A 16,973-nucleotide genomic window follows, 5' to 3' on the forward strand; every position below is an offset into this window, starting at 1 on the left:
GATTTTCATTGAGTATTAATTTCAAAATCCAGTCAAGGTACCAGTGTATGTGATACGTTTATCTTTCGTATCTTCAGGGAAATTGGGGAAGTCAAAAAGTCTTTGGGTTACAATATGGTTTCCGTTCTTCTATCTCTCCTTCTATCACCTAAGTTTAAAATCTAACTTCGTAGTATATTATGGACCAATAATTCAGAATTATCAAGCAATTCTGAATTATTTTTTTCTTATTCTGTTCCAATCTAGTTTTCATATTCTTAAAAAAGTGATAAAATGGTAGGAAGAATTGGAGAGTAGAGATGCCAAAAGAAGTGAATTTAACAGGCGAAGAAGTTGTCGCTTTAACCAAAAAATATTTAACGGAAGAGGATGTCCATTTTGTCCATAAGGCCTTGGTCTATGCGGTGGATTGTCATAGTGGTCAATACCGCAAATCAGGCGAGCCTTATATCATTCACCCTATTCAAGTGGCAGGTATTCTAGCCAAACTCAAGCTGGATGCTGTAACGGTAGCTTGTGGTTTCTTGCATGATGTGGTGGAAGATACAGATGCGACCTTGGACGATTTGGAAAGAGAGTTTGGTCCCGATGTGCGCGTGATTGTTGACGGAGTCACCAAGCTTGGCAAGGTCGAGTACAAGTCTCACGAAGAGCAGTTGGCTGAAAATCATCGCAAGATGCTCATGGCCATGTCTGAGGACATCCGCGTTATCTTGGTCAAACTGTCTGACCGCTTGCACAATATGCGAACCCTGAAACATCTTCGAAAAGACAAGCAGGAGCGCATTTCCAAAGAAACTATGGAAATCTATGCCCCACTTGCTCACCGTTTGGGGATTTCCAGTGTCAAATGGGAATTGGAAGACCTGTCTTTCCGTTATCTCAACTCGACAGAGTTTTACAAGATTACCAATATGATGAAGGAAAAGCGCAGAGAGCGTGAAGCCTTGGTGGATGAGGTAGTCACAAAATTAGAGGAGTATACGATAGATCGTCACTTGAAAGGGAAGATTTATGGTCGTCCCAAGCATATTTACTCAATTTTCCGCAAAATGCAGGACAAGAGAAAACGGTTTGAGGAAATCTATGACCTGATTGCCATTCGTTGTATTTTGGATACCCAAAGTGATGTTTATGCCATGCTTGGTTATGTGCATGAACTTTGGAAACCCATGCCTGGTCGCTTTAAGGACTACATCGCTAACCGCAAGGCAAATGGTTACCAGTCTATCCATACGACTGTCTATGGGCCAAAAGGGCCGATTGAATTCCAAATTCGGACCAAGGCCATGCACGAGGTGGCTGAGTACGGGGTTGCGGCTCACTGGGCTTATAAGAAAGGCGTTAAGGGGCAGGTTAACAGCAAGGAATCGGCTATTGGGATGAACTGGATCAAGGAGATGATGGAGCTTCAAGATCAAGCTGATGATGCCAAGGAATTTGTGGACTCTGTTAAGGAAAACTATCTGGCTGAGGAGATTTACGTCTTTACACCAGATGGAGCTGTCCGTTCTCTTCCCAAAGATTCAGGACCGATTGACTTTGCCTACGAAATTCATACCAAAGTCGGTGAAAAAGCGACGGGTGCCAAGGTCAATGGCCGTATGGTTCCACTGACAACCAAGCTCAAGACAGGGGATCAGGTTGAAATTGTCACCAACCCTAACTCCTTTGGACCGAGCCGTGATTGGCTCAATATGGTCAAGACCAGCAAGGCTCGTAACAAGATTCGTCAGTTCTTTAAAAATCAAGATAAGGAATTGTCTGTCAACAAGGGTCGTGAGATGTTGATGGCCCAGTTCCAAGAAAATGGCTATGTAGCAAATAAATTCATGGACAAGCGTCACATGGACCAAGTTCTACAAAAGACTAGCTACAAGACAGAAGAATCCCTTTTTGCGGCCATTGGTTTTGGAGAAATCGGTGCTATTACCGTCTTTAACCGTCTGACTGAAAAGGAACGCCGTGAAGAAGAACGTGCCAAGGCTAAGGCGGAGGCAGAAGAACTTGTCAAAGGTGGCGAGATCAAGGTTGAGAACAAAGAAACCCTCAAGGTCAAGCATGAGGGTGGTGTAGTCATTGAAGGTGCCTCAGGTCTGCTAGTGCGGATTGCCAAGTGCTGTAATCCCGTGCCTGGTGATGATATTGTCGGCTACATTACCAAGGGGCGTGGTGTGGCTATTCACCGTGTGGACTGTATGAACCTGCGTGCCCAAGAAAACTACGAGCAACGTCTCCTTGATGTGGAGTGGGAAGATCAGTACTCTAGCTCAAATAAGGAGTATATGGCCCATATCGACATCTACGGTCTCAACCGTACAGGCCTCTTGAACGATGTCCTGCAAGTTCTTTCCAACACAACCAAGAATATCTCAACAGTCAATGCCCAACCAACTAAGGATATGAAATTTGCTAATATCCATGTGTCCTTTGGCATTACCAACCTCTCTACACTGACCACGGTCGTGGACAAGATTAAGAGTGTGCCAGAAGTCTATTCTGTTAAACGGACCAACGGCTAATTGGCCTAGCTCTTACTAGAAAGGCTATTATGAAAATCATTATCCAACGGGTTAAAAAAGCCCAAGTCAGTATCGAAGGTCAGGTTCAGGGAAAAATCAATCAGGGACTCTTATTGCTGGTTGGTGTTGGACCAGAGGACCAAGAGGAAGATTTGGACTATGCTGTGAGAAAACTGGCTAACATGCGTATTTTTTCAGACGTAGAAGGCAAGATGAACCTGTCTGTCAAAAATATTGAAGGAGAAATCCTTTCTATTTCTCAGTTTACCCTCTTTGCAGATACTAAGAAAGGCAATCGTCCCGCCTTCACAGGAGCAGCCAAACCTGATATGGCATCAGACTTCTATGATGCTTTCAATCAAAAATTAGCGCAAGAAGTACCCATTCAGACAGGCATCTTTGGAGCGGATATGCAGGTTGAGCTGGTCAATGATGGACCAGTCACCATTATCCTTGATACTAAAAATAGATAAGAAAGACCAAGCTCAGACGGCTTGGTTTTTCTCATCTATCATAAAATACTCCAAAAAGACATCGGTTCTTGATAGGCTTTTAGGAAGCCTCTTTTCAGACTTTGGCTTATGCGATAGGAAGGGATGAGATGACCTAGGATTAGGAGAGTTCCCTGAAGGAAAAGTGGCACACCACTCAAATATATCAAGGAGAGAATCATCAGGATATCCCATAGGAGAATTTGTAAGGCAAAAGACCAGAATCTCGCTCTAATCTGGGAATAGAATTGACTAAAGTGGTCACAAAGCTGGTTAGAAAGATAGGTCAACAGCACAGGATGAAAGAAAATGAGCCAACCACTGTAAATCAAAATCCAATCCCAAGTAAGTCTCTCTTTAAATGTCAAAAATGCCAGCAGAATTCCATCAATGACAAGGAGCTCAATGGTCTTGGTGTAGATGATTTTTTTCATGTTAAGACCTCCTTTTTTCATCTGTTAGTGACGTAATAGTTTATATAATTATTATATAATATTTAGCCGGGGAGTGAAAGCGTTTGCCATTGTTCTTGATATAAAAAATAGATAAGAAAACCCTGAAAATCAAACTTTCAGGGTTGGTAGGGGACTTGAGAAATTAGTCGATTTTTTCGACATAGAGTTGTTTGGCAATGTCCATACTTACTTGTAAATCCTCGTCTTTACTGAGGATAGTGAAGGTATTACTAAAGCCATCAAACTGCTTGACTTGGAGCGAATCACCGATGTGAAGTGAGTGCTTGTCCAGATAACTGAGAATGTCAAAACTATCGTGCACACGAGTCAGGCGATAGGAGCCAGCTTCCTTGATGTCAGCTAGTGGCAGGTTATTGATTTCAACTAAGAGTTCTCCCTTGGCAGGAATGGTTCCTCCGTGGGGGCAGGTTTTAGGGAAACCTAGCAATTTATCCAGTCTTTCCACGAACAGGTCAGAGACAGTATGTTCCAAGACCTCAGCTTCCTCGTGAATCTGGTCACTCGTATAGTCTAAATGATGAACTAGAAAAACTTCAATCAAGCGATGCTTACGATAGAGTTCAGAGACCAGTTTGAGTCCAAGGTCAGTCAGTAGATAGCCACATTCCTTGTCCTTGAGGATGAGATTTTCACTTTTCATCCGTTTAATCATTTCAGTTACGGCAGGGGGAGAGACTTGCATGCGGGCCGCAATTTCCTTGTTGGTGATTTTATGCAGGTCTATGCCAATTTCATAAATACATTTTAGATAGTCTTCTTTATTCGGGGTCATTCGCTTCCTCTTGTCTAATATCTTTATCTAGTATATCAAAAAAAGCTAGATTTCTCTAGCTGTGACTTTTTATGTTATACTTATTGCAAGAGAAAAAACGAGGAGATGGATATGACGAAAATAGCTCTTCTTTCAGATATTCATGGAAATACCACCGCCTTGGAGGCTGTTTTGGCAGATGCTCGGCAGCTAGGAGTGGATGAATACTGGCTTTTGGGAGACATTCTCATGCCAGGGACAGGGCGTAGAAGGATTTTGGACTTGTTGGCTCAACTACCGATTACGGCTAGAGTTTTGGGAAACTGGGAAGACAGTCTTTGGCATGGTGTCCGTAAGGAATTGGATAGTACTCGCCCCAGTCAACGCTATCTCTTGCGCCAGTGCCAGTATGTTTTAGAGGAAATTTCCCTAGAAGAAATTGAACTGCTCCACAATCAACCTCTCCAGCTTCATCGTCAGTTTGGGGATTTGACGGTGGGAATTAGCCACCATCTTCCTGATAAGAACTGGGGGCGAGAGTTGATTCATACTGGGGCGCAAGAGGATTTTGACCGCTTGGTGACCAATCCCCCTTGTGATATTGCTGTTTATGGTCATATTCACCAGCAGTTGCTTCGTTACGGGACTGGTGGACAATTGATTGTTAATCCGGGTTCGATTGGGCAACCTTTCTTTTTGGATGCCCAGTTGCGGAAGGACTTGCGGGCCCAGTATATGATTTTAGAGTTTGATGACAAGGGTTTGGTAGATATGGACTTCCGACGGGTAGACTACGATGTGGCAGCTGAATTGCAGCTGGCTAAAGATCTTAAACTTCCCTATTTTGAGGTTTACTATGAAAGTCTGGTCAATGGGATCCACCATACTCATCATCAGGAATTTCTGAGAGAATTGGCCCAGAAAGAGGGCTATGATAGGGAATTAGATGCTTGGTTGAAAAGTGGTAACGATTGACATTACAACTAAAAAGGGTATAATAAAAGAAAAAGAAGAGTAGAGGCAGGGGAGCCTCGTAAAAAGGAGAAGAGGATGCAAATTCCAAGTAGATTTACCATTGCGACTCATATGCTGATAATCATTGCCCTCAAGGGGAAGGAAAGCAAGGTGACCAGTGATTTTCTGGCTGCTAGTGTCGGGGTCAATCCTGTCATTATCAGAAAAACCTTGTCCCAGTTGAAGAAGGCAGAGCTGATTTCAGTAGCGCGTGGAACGGGCGGAACAGAGATTGTTAAGGATCTTAAAGACATTAGTCTATTAGATGTTTATCAGGCGGTTGAGTGTCTTGGTAAGACTGGTCAACTCTTCAGTTTCCATGACAATCCGAATCCAAATTGCCCAGTCGGAGCTCATATTCATGAGGTTTTGGATCAAAAATTGGAGAGGATCCAGCAAGCTATGGAGGCAGAGCTTGGTCAGACTAGTTTAGAGCAAGTTGTGGCTGATGCAGAGAGTCAGATGAAGGAGTGAATTCTTCTTTAAAATAAAAAAGCTTATGAGAAGGTTTTTATACTCAATGAAAATCAAAAAGCAAACTAGGAAGCTAGCCGCAGGTTGCTCAAAGCACCGCTTTGAGGTTGTAGATAAGACTGACAAAGTCAGTCACATATATACGGTAAGGCGACGCTGACGTGGTTTGAAGAGATTTTCGAAGAGTATTACCTTTTCATAAGCTTTTTATCTATTCTTCCAAGCTTGGTAACGGGTATCAATCAATAACTGGGTAAGGCGTCCCATGGTTTCTCTTTCTTCTGGAGTGAGGGATTGCGCTTGGACGAAGAGATGATGAATGTGTTCAATCGCCTTTAAGGAAGCCAAGTCATTGATAGAAGTAATACCAGAATTAAGAATGGTGCCGAAGAAGAGGTCGAAGTAGAGCTGGAGTTCCTCGTCAGGGACTGTGGCCACCCACTCCTTGAAGGTCGTATCTACTTGTTGGCTATCACTGTTGGTCTTATCCAGTTGAACGAAGTGCTTGTCCTCAATCTGCCAACTAAAGGTATCGTGCTGGGCGATACCACCCAAGGCAGTACTGTGCACGATGATTTGCTGGTTAGGGATTTCCATCATCATACCGCTAATGGCCCCTTGTGGGATGAAGACCTTGGTTCTATCCATTATCCTTTGATAACCCTCGGTTTGTGTCAGTTCTTTGTGGAGACCAGGCGCATCAAAGGTATAAACTGCTGTGATCTGATCTTGCAAGTTTTGCTCAATTTGACTAGCAGCATAGATGGCTAGATTTCCTCCCTTGGAATGCCCAGCCAGAATGACCTTTTGCTTAGGATGTTGGGCAAAAAAGTTCTTTAAATAGCGAATGGCGTGCTTTTGAGCAGGAATTTCCTTCATATAGGTCAGGTGGAAATCTTCCTTCCAACCAATAATACTATCATCTGTACCTCGAAAAACAATCAGATAGGTATCGAGAGTGAGGCGGTAGGTCATAGCCGCAAATTGTTTTTGCAGTTCAGGGTCGATGTCGTTGATAAAATGGGAGAGTTTGCAATTTTTGAAGCGCTTGTGTTGAGATAGCTCATCCAATAGCTGGAGGCGATTTTTGCTGGTCAACATGTTAGGCTCCCTTGGAACCTGAGGAGCTAGGTCTAAAAGTCGCTGAGGAGCTGTGGAGACCAGATTATCAAAGGAGAGGTAGGTGATTTCTGTTAAGGCTAGAATATCTAATTCATTTAAAGGAAGGTCGTAAAAGGAATCGTGTGCGACATCTTTCAGATAATCAAAAATATTGACCATAATAGCTCCTTTCTTTTTATTTATCTTATCAAATTTCCCTTAAATTAGCTAGTAGCATTGCCTGTTTGTACTGGCTAAAAACAAGCTATGTCAAATTCAGTTTCAGACCTTCGAGCATCGAAAAATCTGTTATAATAATAGAAAAGGAGGAGCGCATGCACAAGATTTTACTAGTAGAAGATGATCAGGTTATTCGTCAACAAGTCGGAAAAATGCTCTCTGAATGGGGATTTGAAGTGGTGCTGGTAGAAGACTTTATGGAAGTTTTGAGTCTATTTGTTCAATCGGAACCTCATCTGGTCCTCATGGATATTGGACTTCCCTTGTTTAATGGCTATCACTGGTGTCAGGAGATTCGCAAGATTTCCAAGGTCCCCATCATGTTTCTGTCTTCGAGAGACCAGGCTATGGATATTGTTATGGCAATCAATATGGGGGCGGATGACTTTGTGACCAAGCCTTTTGACCAGCAGGTTCTTTTAGCCAAGGTTCAGGGCTTGCTGCGCCGTTCCTATGAGTTTGGGCGTGACGAGAGTTTACTGGAATATGCTGGTGTTATCCTCAATACCAAATCCATGGATGTGCATTATCAAGGGCAAGTCTTGAATTTGACCAAGAACGAATTCCAGATTTTAAGCGTGTTGTTTGAGCATGCGGGCAATATTGTAGCGCGTGACGACCTCATGCGGGAACTTTGGAACAGTGACTTTTTCATTGATGACAATACCCTCTCTGTTAATGTGGCTCGTTTGCGTAAAAAATTGGAAGAGCAGGGCTTGATAGGATTTATCGAGACCAAGAAAGGGATAGGGTACGGACTGAAGCATGCTTGATTGGAAACAATTTTTTCTGGCCTATCTGCGCTCCCGTAGTCGTCTGTTTGTCTATCTGCTTTCTTTAACATTTCTAGTTTTGCTTTTTCAGTTTTTATTTGCCAGTTTGGGAATTTACTTTCTCTACTTTTTCCTGCTGTGTTGCTTTGTAACCATATTATTTTTCACTTGGGACATATTGGTGGAAACGCAGGTCTATCGCCAGGAACTTCTCTATGGAGAGAGGGAAGCCAAGTCTCCTTTGGAAATAGCTTTAGCAGAAAAATTAGAAGCGCGTGAGATGGAACTCTATCAGCAGAGGTCAAAAGCAGAAAGAAAACTGACGGATTTGCTGGATTACTATACCTTGTGGGTCCATCAGATAAAGACCCCCATTGCAGCCAGTCAACTCTTAGTTGCAGAAGTGGTCGACCGCCAACTGAAGCAGCAATTAGAACAGGAAATTTTCAAGATTGACTCCTATACCAATTTAGTTTTACAGTACCTGCGTTTAGAAAGTTTTCATGATGATTTGGTCTTAAAGCAGGTTCAAATTGAGAACCTTGTCAAGGAAATAATTCGGAAATACGCTCTTTTCTTTATTCAAAAAGGCTTAAATGTCAATCTACATGACCTTGATAAAGAAATCGTGACGGATAAGAAGTGGCTACTAGTGGTCATTGAACAAATTATCTCAAATAGTCTCAAGTACACTAAGGAAGGTGGTCTGGAGATTTATATGGAGGGGCAAGAGCTTTGTATCAAGGATACGGGAATCGGGATAAAAAACAGTGATGTCCTCCGAGTCTTTGAACGTGGCTTTTCAGGATATAATGGACGCCTAACCCAGCAGTCATCTGGCCTCGGCCTTTACCTATCTAAGAAAATTTCTGAAGAACTGGGGCACGAGATTCGTATCGAGTCTGAGGCCGGAAAAGGAACGATAGTGCGGATTCAGTTTGCTCAAGTGAACCTAGTCCTTGAGTAAAAATAGATGACAAAAAGCCTCCAGATTGGAGGCTTTTATGCTAGACTCTTATTTCTCAACGCGTGATTTGTTGGCGATATCAGCTAGAATAGCTCCAACAAAATCATCTACTGAGACAGTTTGTGTTTCTTTTTGGCCATAGCGACGAACGTTGACTGTTCCGTCTTCCATTTCCTTATCTCCAACAATCAATTGGTAAGGAATTTTGCTGGTTTGTGAAGCACGGATTTTGAACTGCATTTTTTCATTGCGTTCATCTACGTCTGCACGGACACCACGGTCGCGGAGTTTCTTAGCTACTTCCCAAGCGTAGTCCACGTGTTTTTCGTTAGATACTGGGATGAGGGTTACTTGGTGTGGTGCCAGCCATGTTGGGAAGGCACCTTTGTAGTTCTCAATCAAGATAGCGGTGAAGCGTTCCATAGTTGAGATAACCCCACGGTGGATCATGACTGGACGGTGATCTTCGCCATCAGCTCCGATGTATTTGAGGTCGAAGCGTTCTGGCAACAAGAAATCAAGTTGGATAGTAGAAAGGGTTTCTTCTTTTCCAAGGGCAGTTTTAATCTGGATATCCAATTTTGGTCCGTAGAAGGCTGCTTCACCTTCGGCTTCAAAGTAGTCCACGCCCATTTCATCAAGAGCTGCACGAAGCATGGTTTGGGCATTTTCCCACATCTCATCGTTATCAAAGTACTTATGAGTATCTTGAGGGTCACGAAGAGAGAGGCGGAAGCGGTAGTCAGTCAAGTTGAAGTCTTCATAAACATCGATAATCAACTGAAGGGCACGTTGGAATTCTTCTTGGATTTGTTCTGGAGTAACGAATAGGTGACCGTCGTTGAGTGACATTTCACGTACACGTTGAAGGCCAGTGAGGGCACCAGATTTTTCGTAACGGTGCATCATACCGATTTCAGCGATACGGATTGGCAATTCACGGTAAGAGTGAACATGGTGTTTAAAAACTTGGATGTGGTGCGGACAGTTCATTGGACGAAGGACAAATTCTTCCCCGTCACCCATGTCCATGGTTGGGAACATGTCTTCTTGGTAATGATCCCAGTGACCAGAAGTCTTGTAAAGCTCAACAGAAGCAAGTGGTGGAGTGTAGACGTGTTGGTAGCCAGAAGCCAACTCTTTGTTTACGATGTAGCGTTCCAATTCACGACGGATAGTCGCACCATTTGGCAACCAGAATGGCAAACCTTGTCCCACTTCTTGTGAAATCATAAAGAGGTCAAGCTCTTTACCAAGTTTACGGTGGTCACGTTCCTTAGCTTCTTCACGCATTTGAAGGTAGTTTTTCAAGTCTTTCTTGTCAAACCAAGCTGTACCGTAGATACGTTGCATCATAGCGTTGTCGCTATTTCCACGCCAGTAAGCACCTGCTACATGGAGAAGGTGGAAGATTTGGATACGACCTGTTGATGGAACGTGAGGTCCACGGCAGAGGTCTACATATTCACCCTGACGATAGATAGTCAAACCGCCTTCGTCTTCTGAGTGTTCTTCAATCAATTCCAACTTGTAAGGGTCATTTTTGAAGATTTCACGTGCCTCGTCTTTAGTCACTTCTTCACGAATAGATGGGAAGTTTTCTTTGACGATTTTTTGCATTTCTTCTTCGATACGAGGAAGGTCTTCGTTAGAGATTTGACCAGCTGTGTTGTCAGTATCGTAGTAGAAACCATCTTCGATGGCTGGACCAACTCCCAAGTGAATGTCTGGGAAAAGACGACGAGCTGCTTGGGCGAACAAGTGAGCAGCTGAGTGACGCAAGATTGGAAGGGCATCTTCGTGATCAGGTGTTACAATTTCGATGCTTCCATCTTCAGTGATAGCACGAGTAGTGTCGATGAGTTTGCCGTTGAATTTACCAGCCAAGGCTTTTTTAGCTAGGGAATTGCTGATAGATTGGGCAATTTCAAAAGTTGTAACGCCAGATTCGAATTCACGAACAGCGCCATCTGGGAAAGTAATGTTAATCATGATGTTCTCCTTACTTATATTATTGACGAATGTGTTAACCCTATTCTGAAAACAGGGACAGAGGATTTTGAAAGCTAGAAAAACAAAAAGCGACATCCTCAAAAGGACGTCGCAACGTGGTTCCACCTTCATTTATGTGCCTCAAAAAAGAGGGACACCTCTGATTGGCTCTAACGTGGCCACCGTTTTATGTTTGCATAAAAGTCAGTAGAGTAGTATCAGTATAGTCTTTCTATGCGTTCTCAGCAACCACGCACTCTCTAGTAGAAAGGGACTAAGTGACTTGTCTCTATGGATTATTATAGCATGATTGTGAGATTTTTCAAGGATTTTGTGAAAGTTTTTTGTTTTTCATTTTTGCAGAATATGCTTGATACCAATACCGGAAGCCATGCCGATCAGAGCAAAGGTTTCATAGGCTAAAAAGTAGACAATGCTAAAATCGTGGAAAGAAATGATAGTAAAGCAAAAGAGCAATCCAATGTCAAAAGGGAAAAAGGGAAACGGTAACCGTAAAGAAGAGAAACGATGAAGGTTACTAACGGAGAAAAGATAAAGATATTTAGAAGATGAGTCCTAGCAGATTGGAACCGGATGAGAGCAGTGAAAATAATTCATAAAGAGGCCAATAAAAAGAAGAATATGACCAGATAGTAGGTGAGATGGAAATAGAATTTACGCATGATAATCACCTCGTTTTAAAAAAACAGACAACTTAGATTTCTTGCTATGATTATTATAGCATATTTAAAACAAGAAAGTAAATCTGTTGACAAAGAAGTTAGTTATTGGTAGAATAGGGATTGTCGTAAAGACAAATAACTTCTTCTTGGTTACAGGCATGCCAACCTGTCACTCGGATGAAGCCAAATAAAAAGGAGAAACATCATGGCAATCTCAAAAGAGAAAAAAAATGAAATCATCGCACAATATGCACGTCACGAAGGTGATACAGGTTCAGTAGAGGTTCAAGTTGCTGTCCTTACTTGGGAAATCAACCACCTTAACGAACACATCAAACAACACAAAAAAGACCACGCTACTTACCGTGGACTGATGAAAAAAATCGGTCGCCGTCGTAACTTGCTTGCATACTTGCGTAAAAACGACGTTAACCGTTACCGTGAGTTGATCAACTCTCTAGGACTTCGTCGCTAATTCAAGATACAAAGGCCGTCAAAAGCACAAAGCAAAAATAGGAAAATTGACGAAGAAACTTCAGTTTCTAGGAGATTTTATCTTTTTTGCCAAGTGCTTAGGCCGTGTTCAATTGAGCATATCTTGATAATAAAGCTACTCTAAATTGGGTAGCTTTTTTGCGTTGTCACCTTACCTCGCTATACTCAAGTATAATCTTCGGTTACGGTTCCTAGCACTGTAAGGAAAAATAAACCAGCTTTTCTCCCTTGGGGGAGATTTTTTTTTGTTTCACTGAAAGTTTCGTACAATCTTCGCCTCGTCGCCTAGCCTATAAACGGTTTATCTAGCAAGAATCATGATGCTAAGGGTGTCAAAAATCCGTATGAAAATAGGGAAATGACACAGTGTTCGATGAACACAAGGAGTTTCATCTTTTCCACTAGGATTTTAGCCCGGGCTCAAATCAGCTCTCTGACTTCAGAGGGCTTTTTTATTGAGGTTTTATCGGTCACAATTTTGGAGACTACAAAAACCTCAAATGGTATCAGCTAATTACACCATAAAGGTGCGCAGCTACTCGGCTTGAAAAGTCGAGTAGGTGTCTGCAAGCCCCCTCGGAGAGCCCACACTTTACGAAGTAAAGTATAGTATGTTATACTTTACATGGAAGTAGTCACCGAATTCCAGTTAGAAATTACTTTGTAACTACGTTTTGAGGAGGAGTAAAATGCTTTCCTATGTTCGACATTACCCACTAGCGATAGCTAAATTAATGTGTCTGTGCTCTCCTAAAATCTGCTGATTTATTACTGACTAATACAGGAGGTTTTTTTATGGGACAGACAATCATATATCGATTATTTAATTATTTTAATTATTTTATTTGCACAGCTATCACAGAATAAACAGAAATGGCATATTTATGCGGGGCAATATCTAGGCACAGGCTTACTTGTAGGGGCGAGTTTAGTTGCTGCTTGCAATTGTTGGAGAAGATGCGGAAGAAGAGGAAGAAATTATTGAAAGATTAGAACAAAGCAAGGCAAATCAACTGTTTTGGACAGTTACATTGCTGACAATTGCGTCTGGCGGAGATAATTTAGGTATCTATATACCTTATTTTGCTTCGTTAGATTGGTCACAGACCCTCGTGGCCTTGCTTGTGCTTGTAATCGGCATAATTATCTTTTGCGAGATTAGTCGGGTGTTATCCTCTATTCCGTTACTATTCGAGACAATTGAAAAATACGAGCGAATCATTGTGCCCTTAGTATTCATTCTACTTGGACTATACATCATGTATGAAAATGGCACGATAGAGACTTTTCTGATCGTGTAGATTTTTTTGTTTCACTAGGATTTTAGCCCGAACTCAAATCAGCTCTCTGATTTTCAGAGGGCTTTTTCATTGAGTATAAATGGACAAATCTTAAAGTTACTCTATTGTAGAGTGGCTTTTGATTTGATTAGGAGATTCTTATAAATATAGTAAAATGAAATAAGAATAGGACAAATCGATCAGGACAGTCAAATCGATTTCTAAAAATGTTTTAGAAGTAGAGGTGTACTATTCTAGTTCCAATCTACTATATAAATGAAAACCTTAGCTGTTTGGCCAAGGTTCATTTCTTCTATGCAAGTTCATCTCTTTTCTTATCTGGGCTCCAGATGAAGCTTGCGATAAAGCTAAAGATGATGGTTAGGATAGCGAGGATAATAGCAAGGATGAGGGCAGGGATGCGGATAAACCACCAGAGTGGATTTGGTTTTTTATCATTGTGCCATTGTTTCGTTTCTTCGTCCAGACGTTGGAATTCTGTTTGAATACGATTGGCGACTGTTTCAATGCCTTCATCATTCATTTTCTTGATATCTGAGATATCGATTGGATTTCCAAAGTTCATATCGACACGTTCACGGCTAATCAAGCCCTTCAAAGTCATGGGACCGGTGTAGGTAACCGGCATGATACGGACCTTGGCCATTTTGGCAATCAGTGCTACGCCCCCCTTGACATCGTTTGAGTGGCGGCTACCACTTGGAAACATGATGAGAGAGAGGTCACTTTTTTTGAGAACGTTGATAGGATATTTGATGGCTGAGGCGCTGGGATTTTCACGGTCGATGGGAAAGGCGCCACACATACGAATCCACCAACCAAAGATACGGTTGGTAAAGAGTTCTTTTTTTGCCATAAAGATGAACTGTTTTGGCTTGGTCGCAAAGGCCATATAAACAGGATCCCACCAGGTACGGTGAGGCGCAACTAAAATATAATTTTCATCTTGATTAGGAATTTTATCAGTATTATGATAGTGAGCATTGCCATTGATGGACCATAAGAGCAATACAACTAATCCACGCAAATAAGTATAAAACATGCGATCTCCTTCGATTGTTTTCTTGTTATTATTATACCTTATCAAAGGAGGGCTGGCAAACTTTTCCCTTGACTAGATGCATATTTGGGATGAAATTAGAATTCTGTTAAAAAAATGATATAATAGAATTTATGGATAAAAATAAGATTATGGGATTAACCCAAAGAGAAGTCAAGGAAAGACAGGCTGAGGGTTTGGTCAATGACTTTACCGCATCAGCCAGTACCAGCACTTGGCAAATCGTTAAACGAAATGTCTTTACCCTTTTTAACGCTTTGAACTTTGCCATTGCTTTGGCCCTTGCCTTTGTGCAGGCTTGGAGCAATCTGGTCTTTTTTGCTGTTATCTGCTTTAACGCTTTTTCTGGGATCGTGACCGAGCTACGCGCCAAACACATGGTGGATAAGCTCAATCTCATGACCAAGGAAAAGGTCAAGACTATTCGTGATGGCCAAGAAGTGGCTCTGAATCCGGAAGAATTGGTGTTAGGAGATGTGATTCGTCTGTCTGCTGGAGAGCAGATTCCCAGTGATGCCTTGGTTTTGGAAGGCTTTGCGGAGGTTAATGAAGCCATGTTGACGGGGGAAAGTGATTTGGTGCAAAAGGAAGTGGAAGCCTTGCTTTTGTCAGGAAGTTTCCTAGCCAGTGGGTCAGTTTTATCTCAAGTTCACCATGTCGGTGCAGACAACTATGCTGCCAAACTCATGCTTGAGGCTAAGACCGTTAACCCCATCAACTCCCGTATCATGAAATCGCTGGACAAGTTGGCTGGTTTTACTGGGAAGATTATCATTCCCTTTGGTCTGGCTCTCTTGCTGGAAGCCTTGCTTTTAAAAGGCCTGCCTCTCAAGTCATCCGTTGTAAACTCGTCGACAGCTCTTTTGGGAATGTTGCCTAAGGGAATTGCCCTTTTGACTATTACTTCGCTCTTGACAGCGGTGATTAAGCTGGGCTTGAAAAAGGTCTTGGTGCAGGAGATGTACTCTGTTGAGACCTTGGCGCGCGTGGATATGCTCTGTCTGGACAAGACGGGTACCATCACCCAAGGAAAGATGCAGGTGGAGGCTGTTCTTCCGTTGACGGAAACGTATGGTGAAGAGGCTATTGCCAGCATCTTGACTAGCTACATAGCCCATAGTGAGGATAAGAATCCAACTGCCCAAGCCATTCGCCAGCGTTTTGTGGGAGATGTTGCTTATCCTATGATTTCCAATCTTCCCTTCTCGAGCGACCGCAAGTGGGGGGCTATGGAGTTAGAAGGTTTGGGGACAGTTTTCTTAGGGGCACCTGAGATGTTGCTGGATTCTGAAGTCCCAGAAGCCAGGGAGGCCTTGGAGAGAGGGGCACGTGTCTTGGTCTTAGCTCTTAGTCAGGAGAAATTAGACCATCACAAGCCACAGAAACCTTCTGATATTCAGGCTTTAGCCTTGCTGGAAATTTTGGATCCTATTCGAGAAGGAGCAGCAGAGACGCTGGACTATCTCCGTTCTCAGGAAGTGGGCCTCAAGATTATTTCTGGTGACAATCCGGTCACTGTATCCAGCATTGCCCAGAAGGCTGGTTTTGCGGACTACCATAGCTATGTAGATTGTTCGAAAATCATCGATGAGGAATTGATGGCCATGGCGGAGGAGACAGCTATTTTCGGACGTGTTTCCCCTCATCAAAAGAAACTCATCATCCAAACGTTGAAAAAAGCGGGTCATACAACGGCTATGACAGGGGACGGGGTTAATGATATCTTGGCCCTTCGTGAGGCGGATTGTTCTATCGTGATGGCGGAGGGGGATCCAGCAACCCGTCAGATTGCCAATCTGGTTCTCTTGAACTCAGACTTTAATGATGTTCCTGAGATTCTCTTCGAGGGTCGTCGCGTGGTCAATAACATTGCCCACATCGCCCCGATTTTCTTGATAAAGACCATCTATTCCTTCCTGTTAGCAGTCATCTGTATTGCCAGTGCTTTACTAGGTCGGTCAGAGTGGATTTTGATTTTCCCCTTCATTCCGATCCAGATTACCATGATTGACCAGTTTGTGGAAGGTTTCCCACCATTCGTTCTGACTTTTGAGCGAAATATCAAACCTGTTGAGCAGAATTTCCTCAGAAGATCCATGCTTCGTGCCCTACCAAGCGCTCTCATGGTCGTCTTCAGCGTCCTGTTTGTGAAAATATTTGGGAGTAGCCAAGGTTGGTCTGAGTTAGAAATCTCAACTCTACTCTATTATCTCTTGGGGTCAATTGGTTTCTTATCCGTATTTAGAGCCTGCATGCCATTTACCCTATGGCGTGTCCTCTTGATTGTTTGGTCAGTAGGAGGTTTCCTAGCTACCGCTCTCTTCCCAAGAATTCAAAAACTGCTTGAAATTGCAACCTTAACAGGACAAACATTACCTGTTTATGGTGTCATGATGTTGGTCTTTACCGTGATTTTCATCCTGACCAGTCGTTACCAAGCGAAAAAATAAAGAAAGACTGCAATCTATGTATTGCGGTCTTTTTATACGACGAGTCTATCGTATAGTGGATTGAATCTGGAATAGGACATCATAGCTACTAAAACATTTCTAATACTCTTCGAAAATCTCTTCAAACCACGTCAACGTCGCCTTACCGTACTCAAGTACGGCCTGCGGCTAGTTTCCTAGTTT

13 protein-coding genes and 3 pseudogenes are annotated in these 16,973 nt (G+C 42.6%); 9 read left to right on the top strand and 7 right to left on the bottom strand.

Features of this window, described 5'->3' with window-relative positions; genetic code table 11:
* Positions 1-299: 299 nt before the first annotated feature.
* Together HT723_RS02890 and dtd are read left to right on the top strand one after the other, a co-directional pair.
* Positions 300-2,522, top strand: a complete 2,223-nt coding sequence (locus HT723_RS02890) for a bifunctional (p)ppGpp synthetase/guanosine-3',5'-bis(diphosphate) 3'-pyrophosphohydrolase (RefSeq protein WP_172934583.1) — start codon at positions 300-302, stop codon at positions 2,520-2,522.
* Between the two features lie 29 nt (positions 2,523-2,551).
* The gene (gene dtd, locus HT723_RS02895; protein ID WP_172934584.1) at positions 2,552-2,995 is read left to right on the top strand and encodes a D-aminoacyl-tRNA deacylase; all 444 of its coding nucleotides are present in this window, start codon (positions 2,552-2,554) and stop codon (positions 2,993-2,995) included.
* 38 nt (positions 2,996-3,033) lie between these two features.
* Here the strand turns inward: dtd and HT723_RS02900 are convergent, their stop codons facing one another.
* Positions 3,034-3,447 (bottom strand): hypothetical protein, encoded by a 414-nt coding sequence (locus HT723_RS02900; RefSeq protein WP_172934585.1) that lies wholly within the window; start codon positions 3,445-3,447, stop codon positions 3,034-3,036.
* A 163-nt stretch (positions 3,448-3,610) separates the two neighbouring features.
* Positions 3,611-4,261, bottom strand: a complete 651-nt coding sequence (locus HT723_RS02905; protein WP_172934586.1) for a metal-dependent transcriptional regulator — start codon at positions 4,259-4,261, stop codon at positions 3,611-3,613.
* Positions 4,262-4,372: 111 nt separating this feature from the next.
* Between HT723_RS02905 and HT723_RS02910 the strand changes: the two genes are divergently transcribed.
* Together HT723_RS02910 and HT723_RS02915 are read left to right on the top strand one after the other, a co-directional pair.
* Complete coding sequence (locus tag HT723_RS02910; protein ID WP_172934587.1) at positions 4,373-5,215, top strand: metallophosphoesterase family protein; 843 nt, start codon at positions 4,373-4,375, stop codon at positions 5,213-5,215.
* 75 nt (positions 5,216-5,290) lie between these two features.
* Positions 5,291-5,728, top strand: a complete 438-nt coding sequence (locus HT723_RS02915; RefSeq protein ID WP_172934588.1) for an Rrf2 family transcriptional regulator — start codon at positions 5,291-5,293, stop codon at positions 5,726-5,728.
* A 207-nt stretch (positions 5,729-5,935) separates the two neighbouring features.
* Here the strand turns inward: HT723_RS02915 and HT723_RS02920 are convergent, their stop codons facing one another.
* Positions 5,936-7,009, bottom strand: a complete 1,074-nt coding sequence (locus HT723_RS02920) for a DUF2974 domain-containing protein (protein WP_172934589.1) — start codon at positions 7,007-7,009, stop codon at positions 5,936-5,938.
* Between the two features lie 155 nt (positions 7,010-7,164).
* Between HT723_RS02920 and HT723_RS02925 the strand changes: the two genes are divergently transcribed.
* Positions 7,165-7,842 carry a response regulator transcription factor gene (locus tag HT723_RS02925; protein ID WP_172934590.1) on the top strand — a complete coding sequence of 226 codons (678 nt, stop codon included), beginning with the start codon at positions 7,165-7,167 and terminating at the stop codon, positions 7,840-7,842.
* Complete coding sequence (locus HT723_RS02930; RefSeq protein ID WP_172934591.1) at positions 7,835-8,809, top strand: sensor histidine kinase; 975 nt, start codon at positions 7,835-7,837, stop codon at positions 8,807-8,809. The genes HT723_RS02925 and HT723_RS02930 overlap by 8 nt, the downstream gene beginning before the upstream one ends.
* A 48-nt stretch (positions 8,810-8,857) precedes the next feature.
* On the opposite strand, the gene thrS is transcribed toward HT723_RS02930, so the two are convergent.
* The 3 genes and pseudogenes from thrS to HT723_RS11495 form a co-directional block, all read right to left on the bottom strand.
* Positions 8,858-10,801, bottom strand: a complete 1,944-nt coding sequence (thrS, locus tag HT723_RS02935; protein ID WP_172934592.1) for a threonine--tRNA ligase — start codon at positions 10,799-10,801, stop codon at positions 8,858-8,860.
* Positions 10,802-10,841: 40 nt separating this feature from the next.
* Positions 10,842-11,050: pseudogene (locus HT723_RS02940) on the bottom strand (hypothetical protein).
* Between the two features lie 73 nt (positions 11,051-11,123).
* Positions 11,124-11,484 (bottom strand): annotated as a pseudogene (locus HT723_RS11495) (hypothetical protein).
* A gap of 205 nt (positions 11,485-11,689) precedes the next feature.
* On the opposite strand from HT723_RS11495, the gene rpsO reads away from it, so the two are divergent.
* Both rpsO and HT723_RS02950 read left to right on the top strand, forming a co-directional pair.
* The gene (gene rpsO, locus HT723_RS02945; protein ID WP_001018251.1) at positions 11,690-11,959 is read left to right on the top strand and encodes a 30S ribosomal protein S15; all 270 of its coding nucleotides are present in this window, start codon (positions 11,690-11,692) and stop codon (positions 11,957-11,959) included.
* A gap of 798 nt (positions 11,960-12,757) precedes the next feature.
* Positions 12,758-13,280, top strand: a pseudogene (locus HT723_RS02950) (cadmium resistance transporter).
* Positions 13,281-13,572: 292 nt separating this feature from the next.
* Here HT723_RS02950 and HT723_RS02955 read toward each other — a convergent pair.
* Complete coding sequence (locus tag HT723_RS02955) at positions 13,573-14,322, bottom strand: 1-acyl-sn-glycerol-3-phosphate acyltransferase (protein ID WP_000500188.1); 750 nt, start codon at positions 14,320-14,322, stop codon at positions 13,573-13,575.
* Between the two features lie 131 nt (positions 14,323-14,453).
* On the opposite strand from HT723_RS02955, the gene HT723_RS02960 reads away from it, so the two are divergent.
* Positions 14,454-16,790 carry a cation-translocating P-type ATPase gene (locus tag HT723_RS02960; RefSeq protein WP_172934593.1) on the top strand — a complete coding sequence of 779 codons (2,337 nt, stop codon included), beginning with the start codon at positions 14,454-14,456 and terminating at the stop codon, positions 16,788-16,790.
* Positions 16,791-16,973: the final 183 nt, after the last annotated feature.

The sequence above is a fragment of the Streptococcus sp. 2106 genome, from assembly GCF_013277315.1.
In the GTDB taxonomy this organism is placed as follows: domain Bacteria; phylum Bacillota; class Bacilli; order Lactobacillales; family Streptococcaceae; genus Streptococcus; species Streptococcus pseudopneumoniae.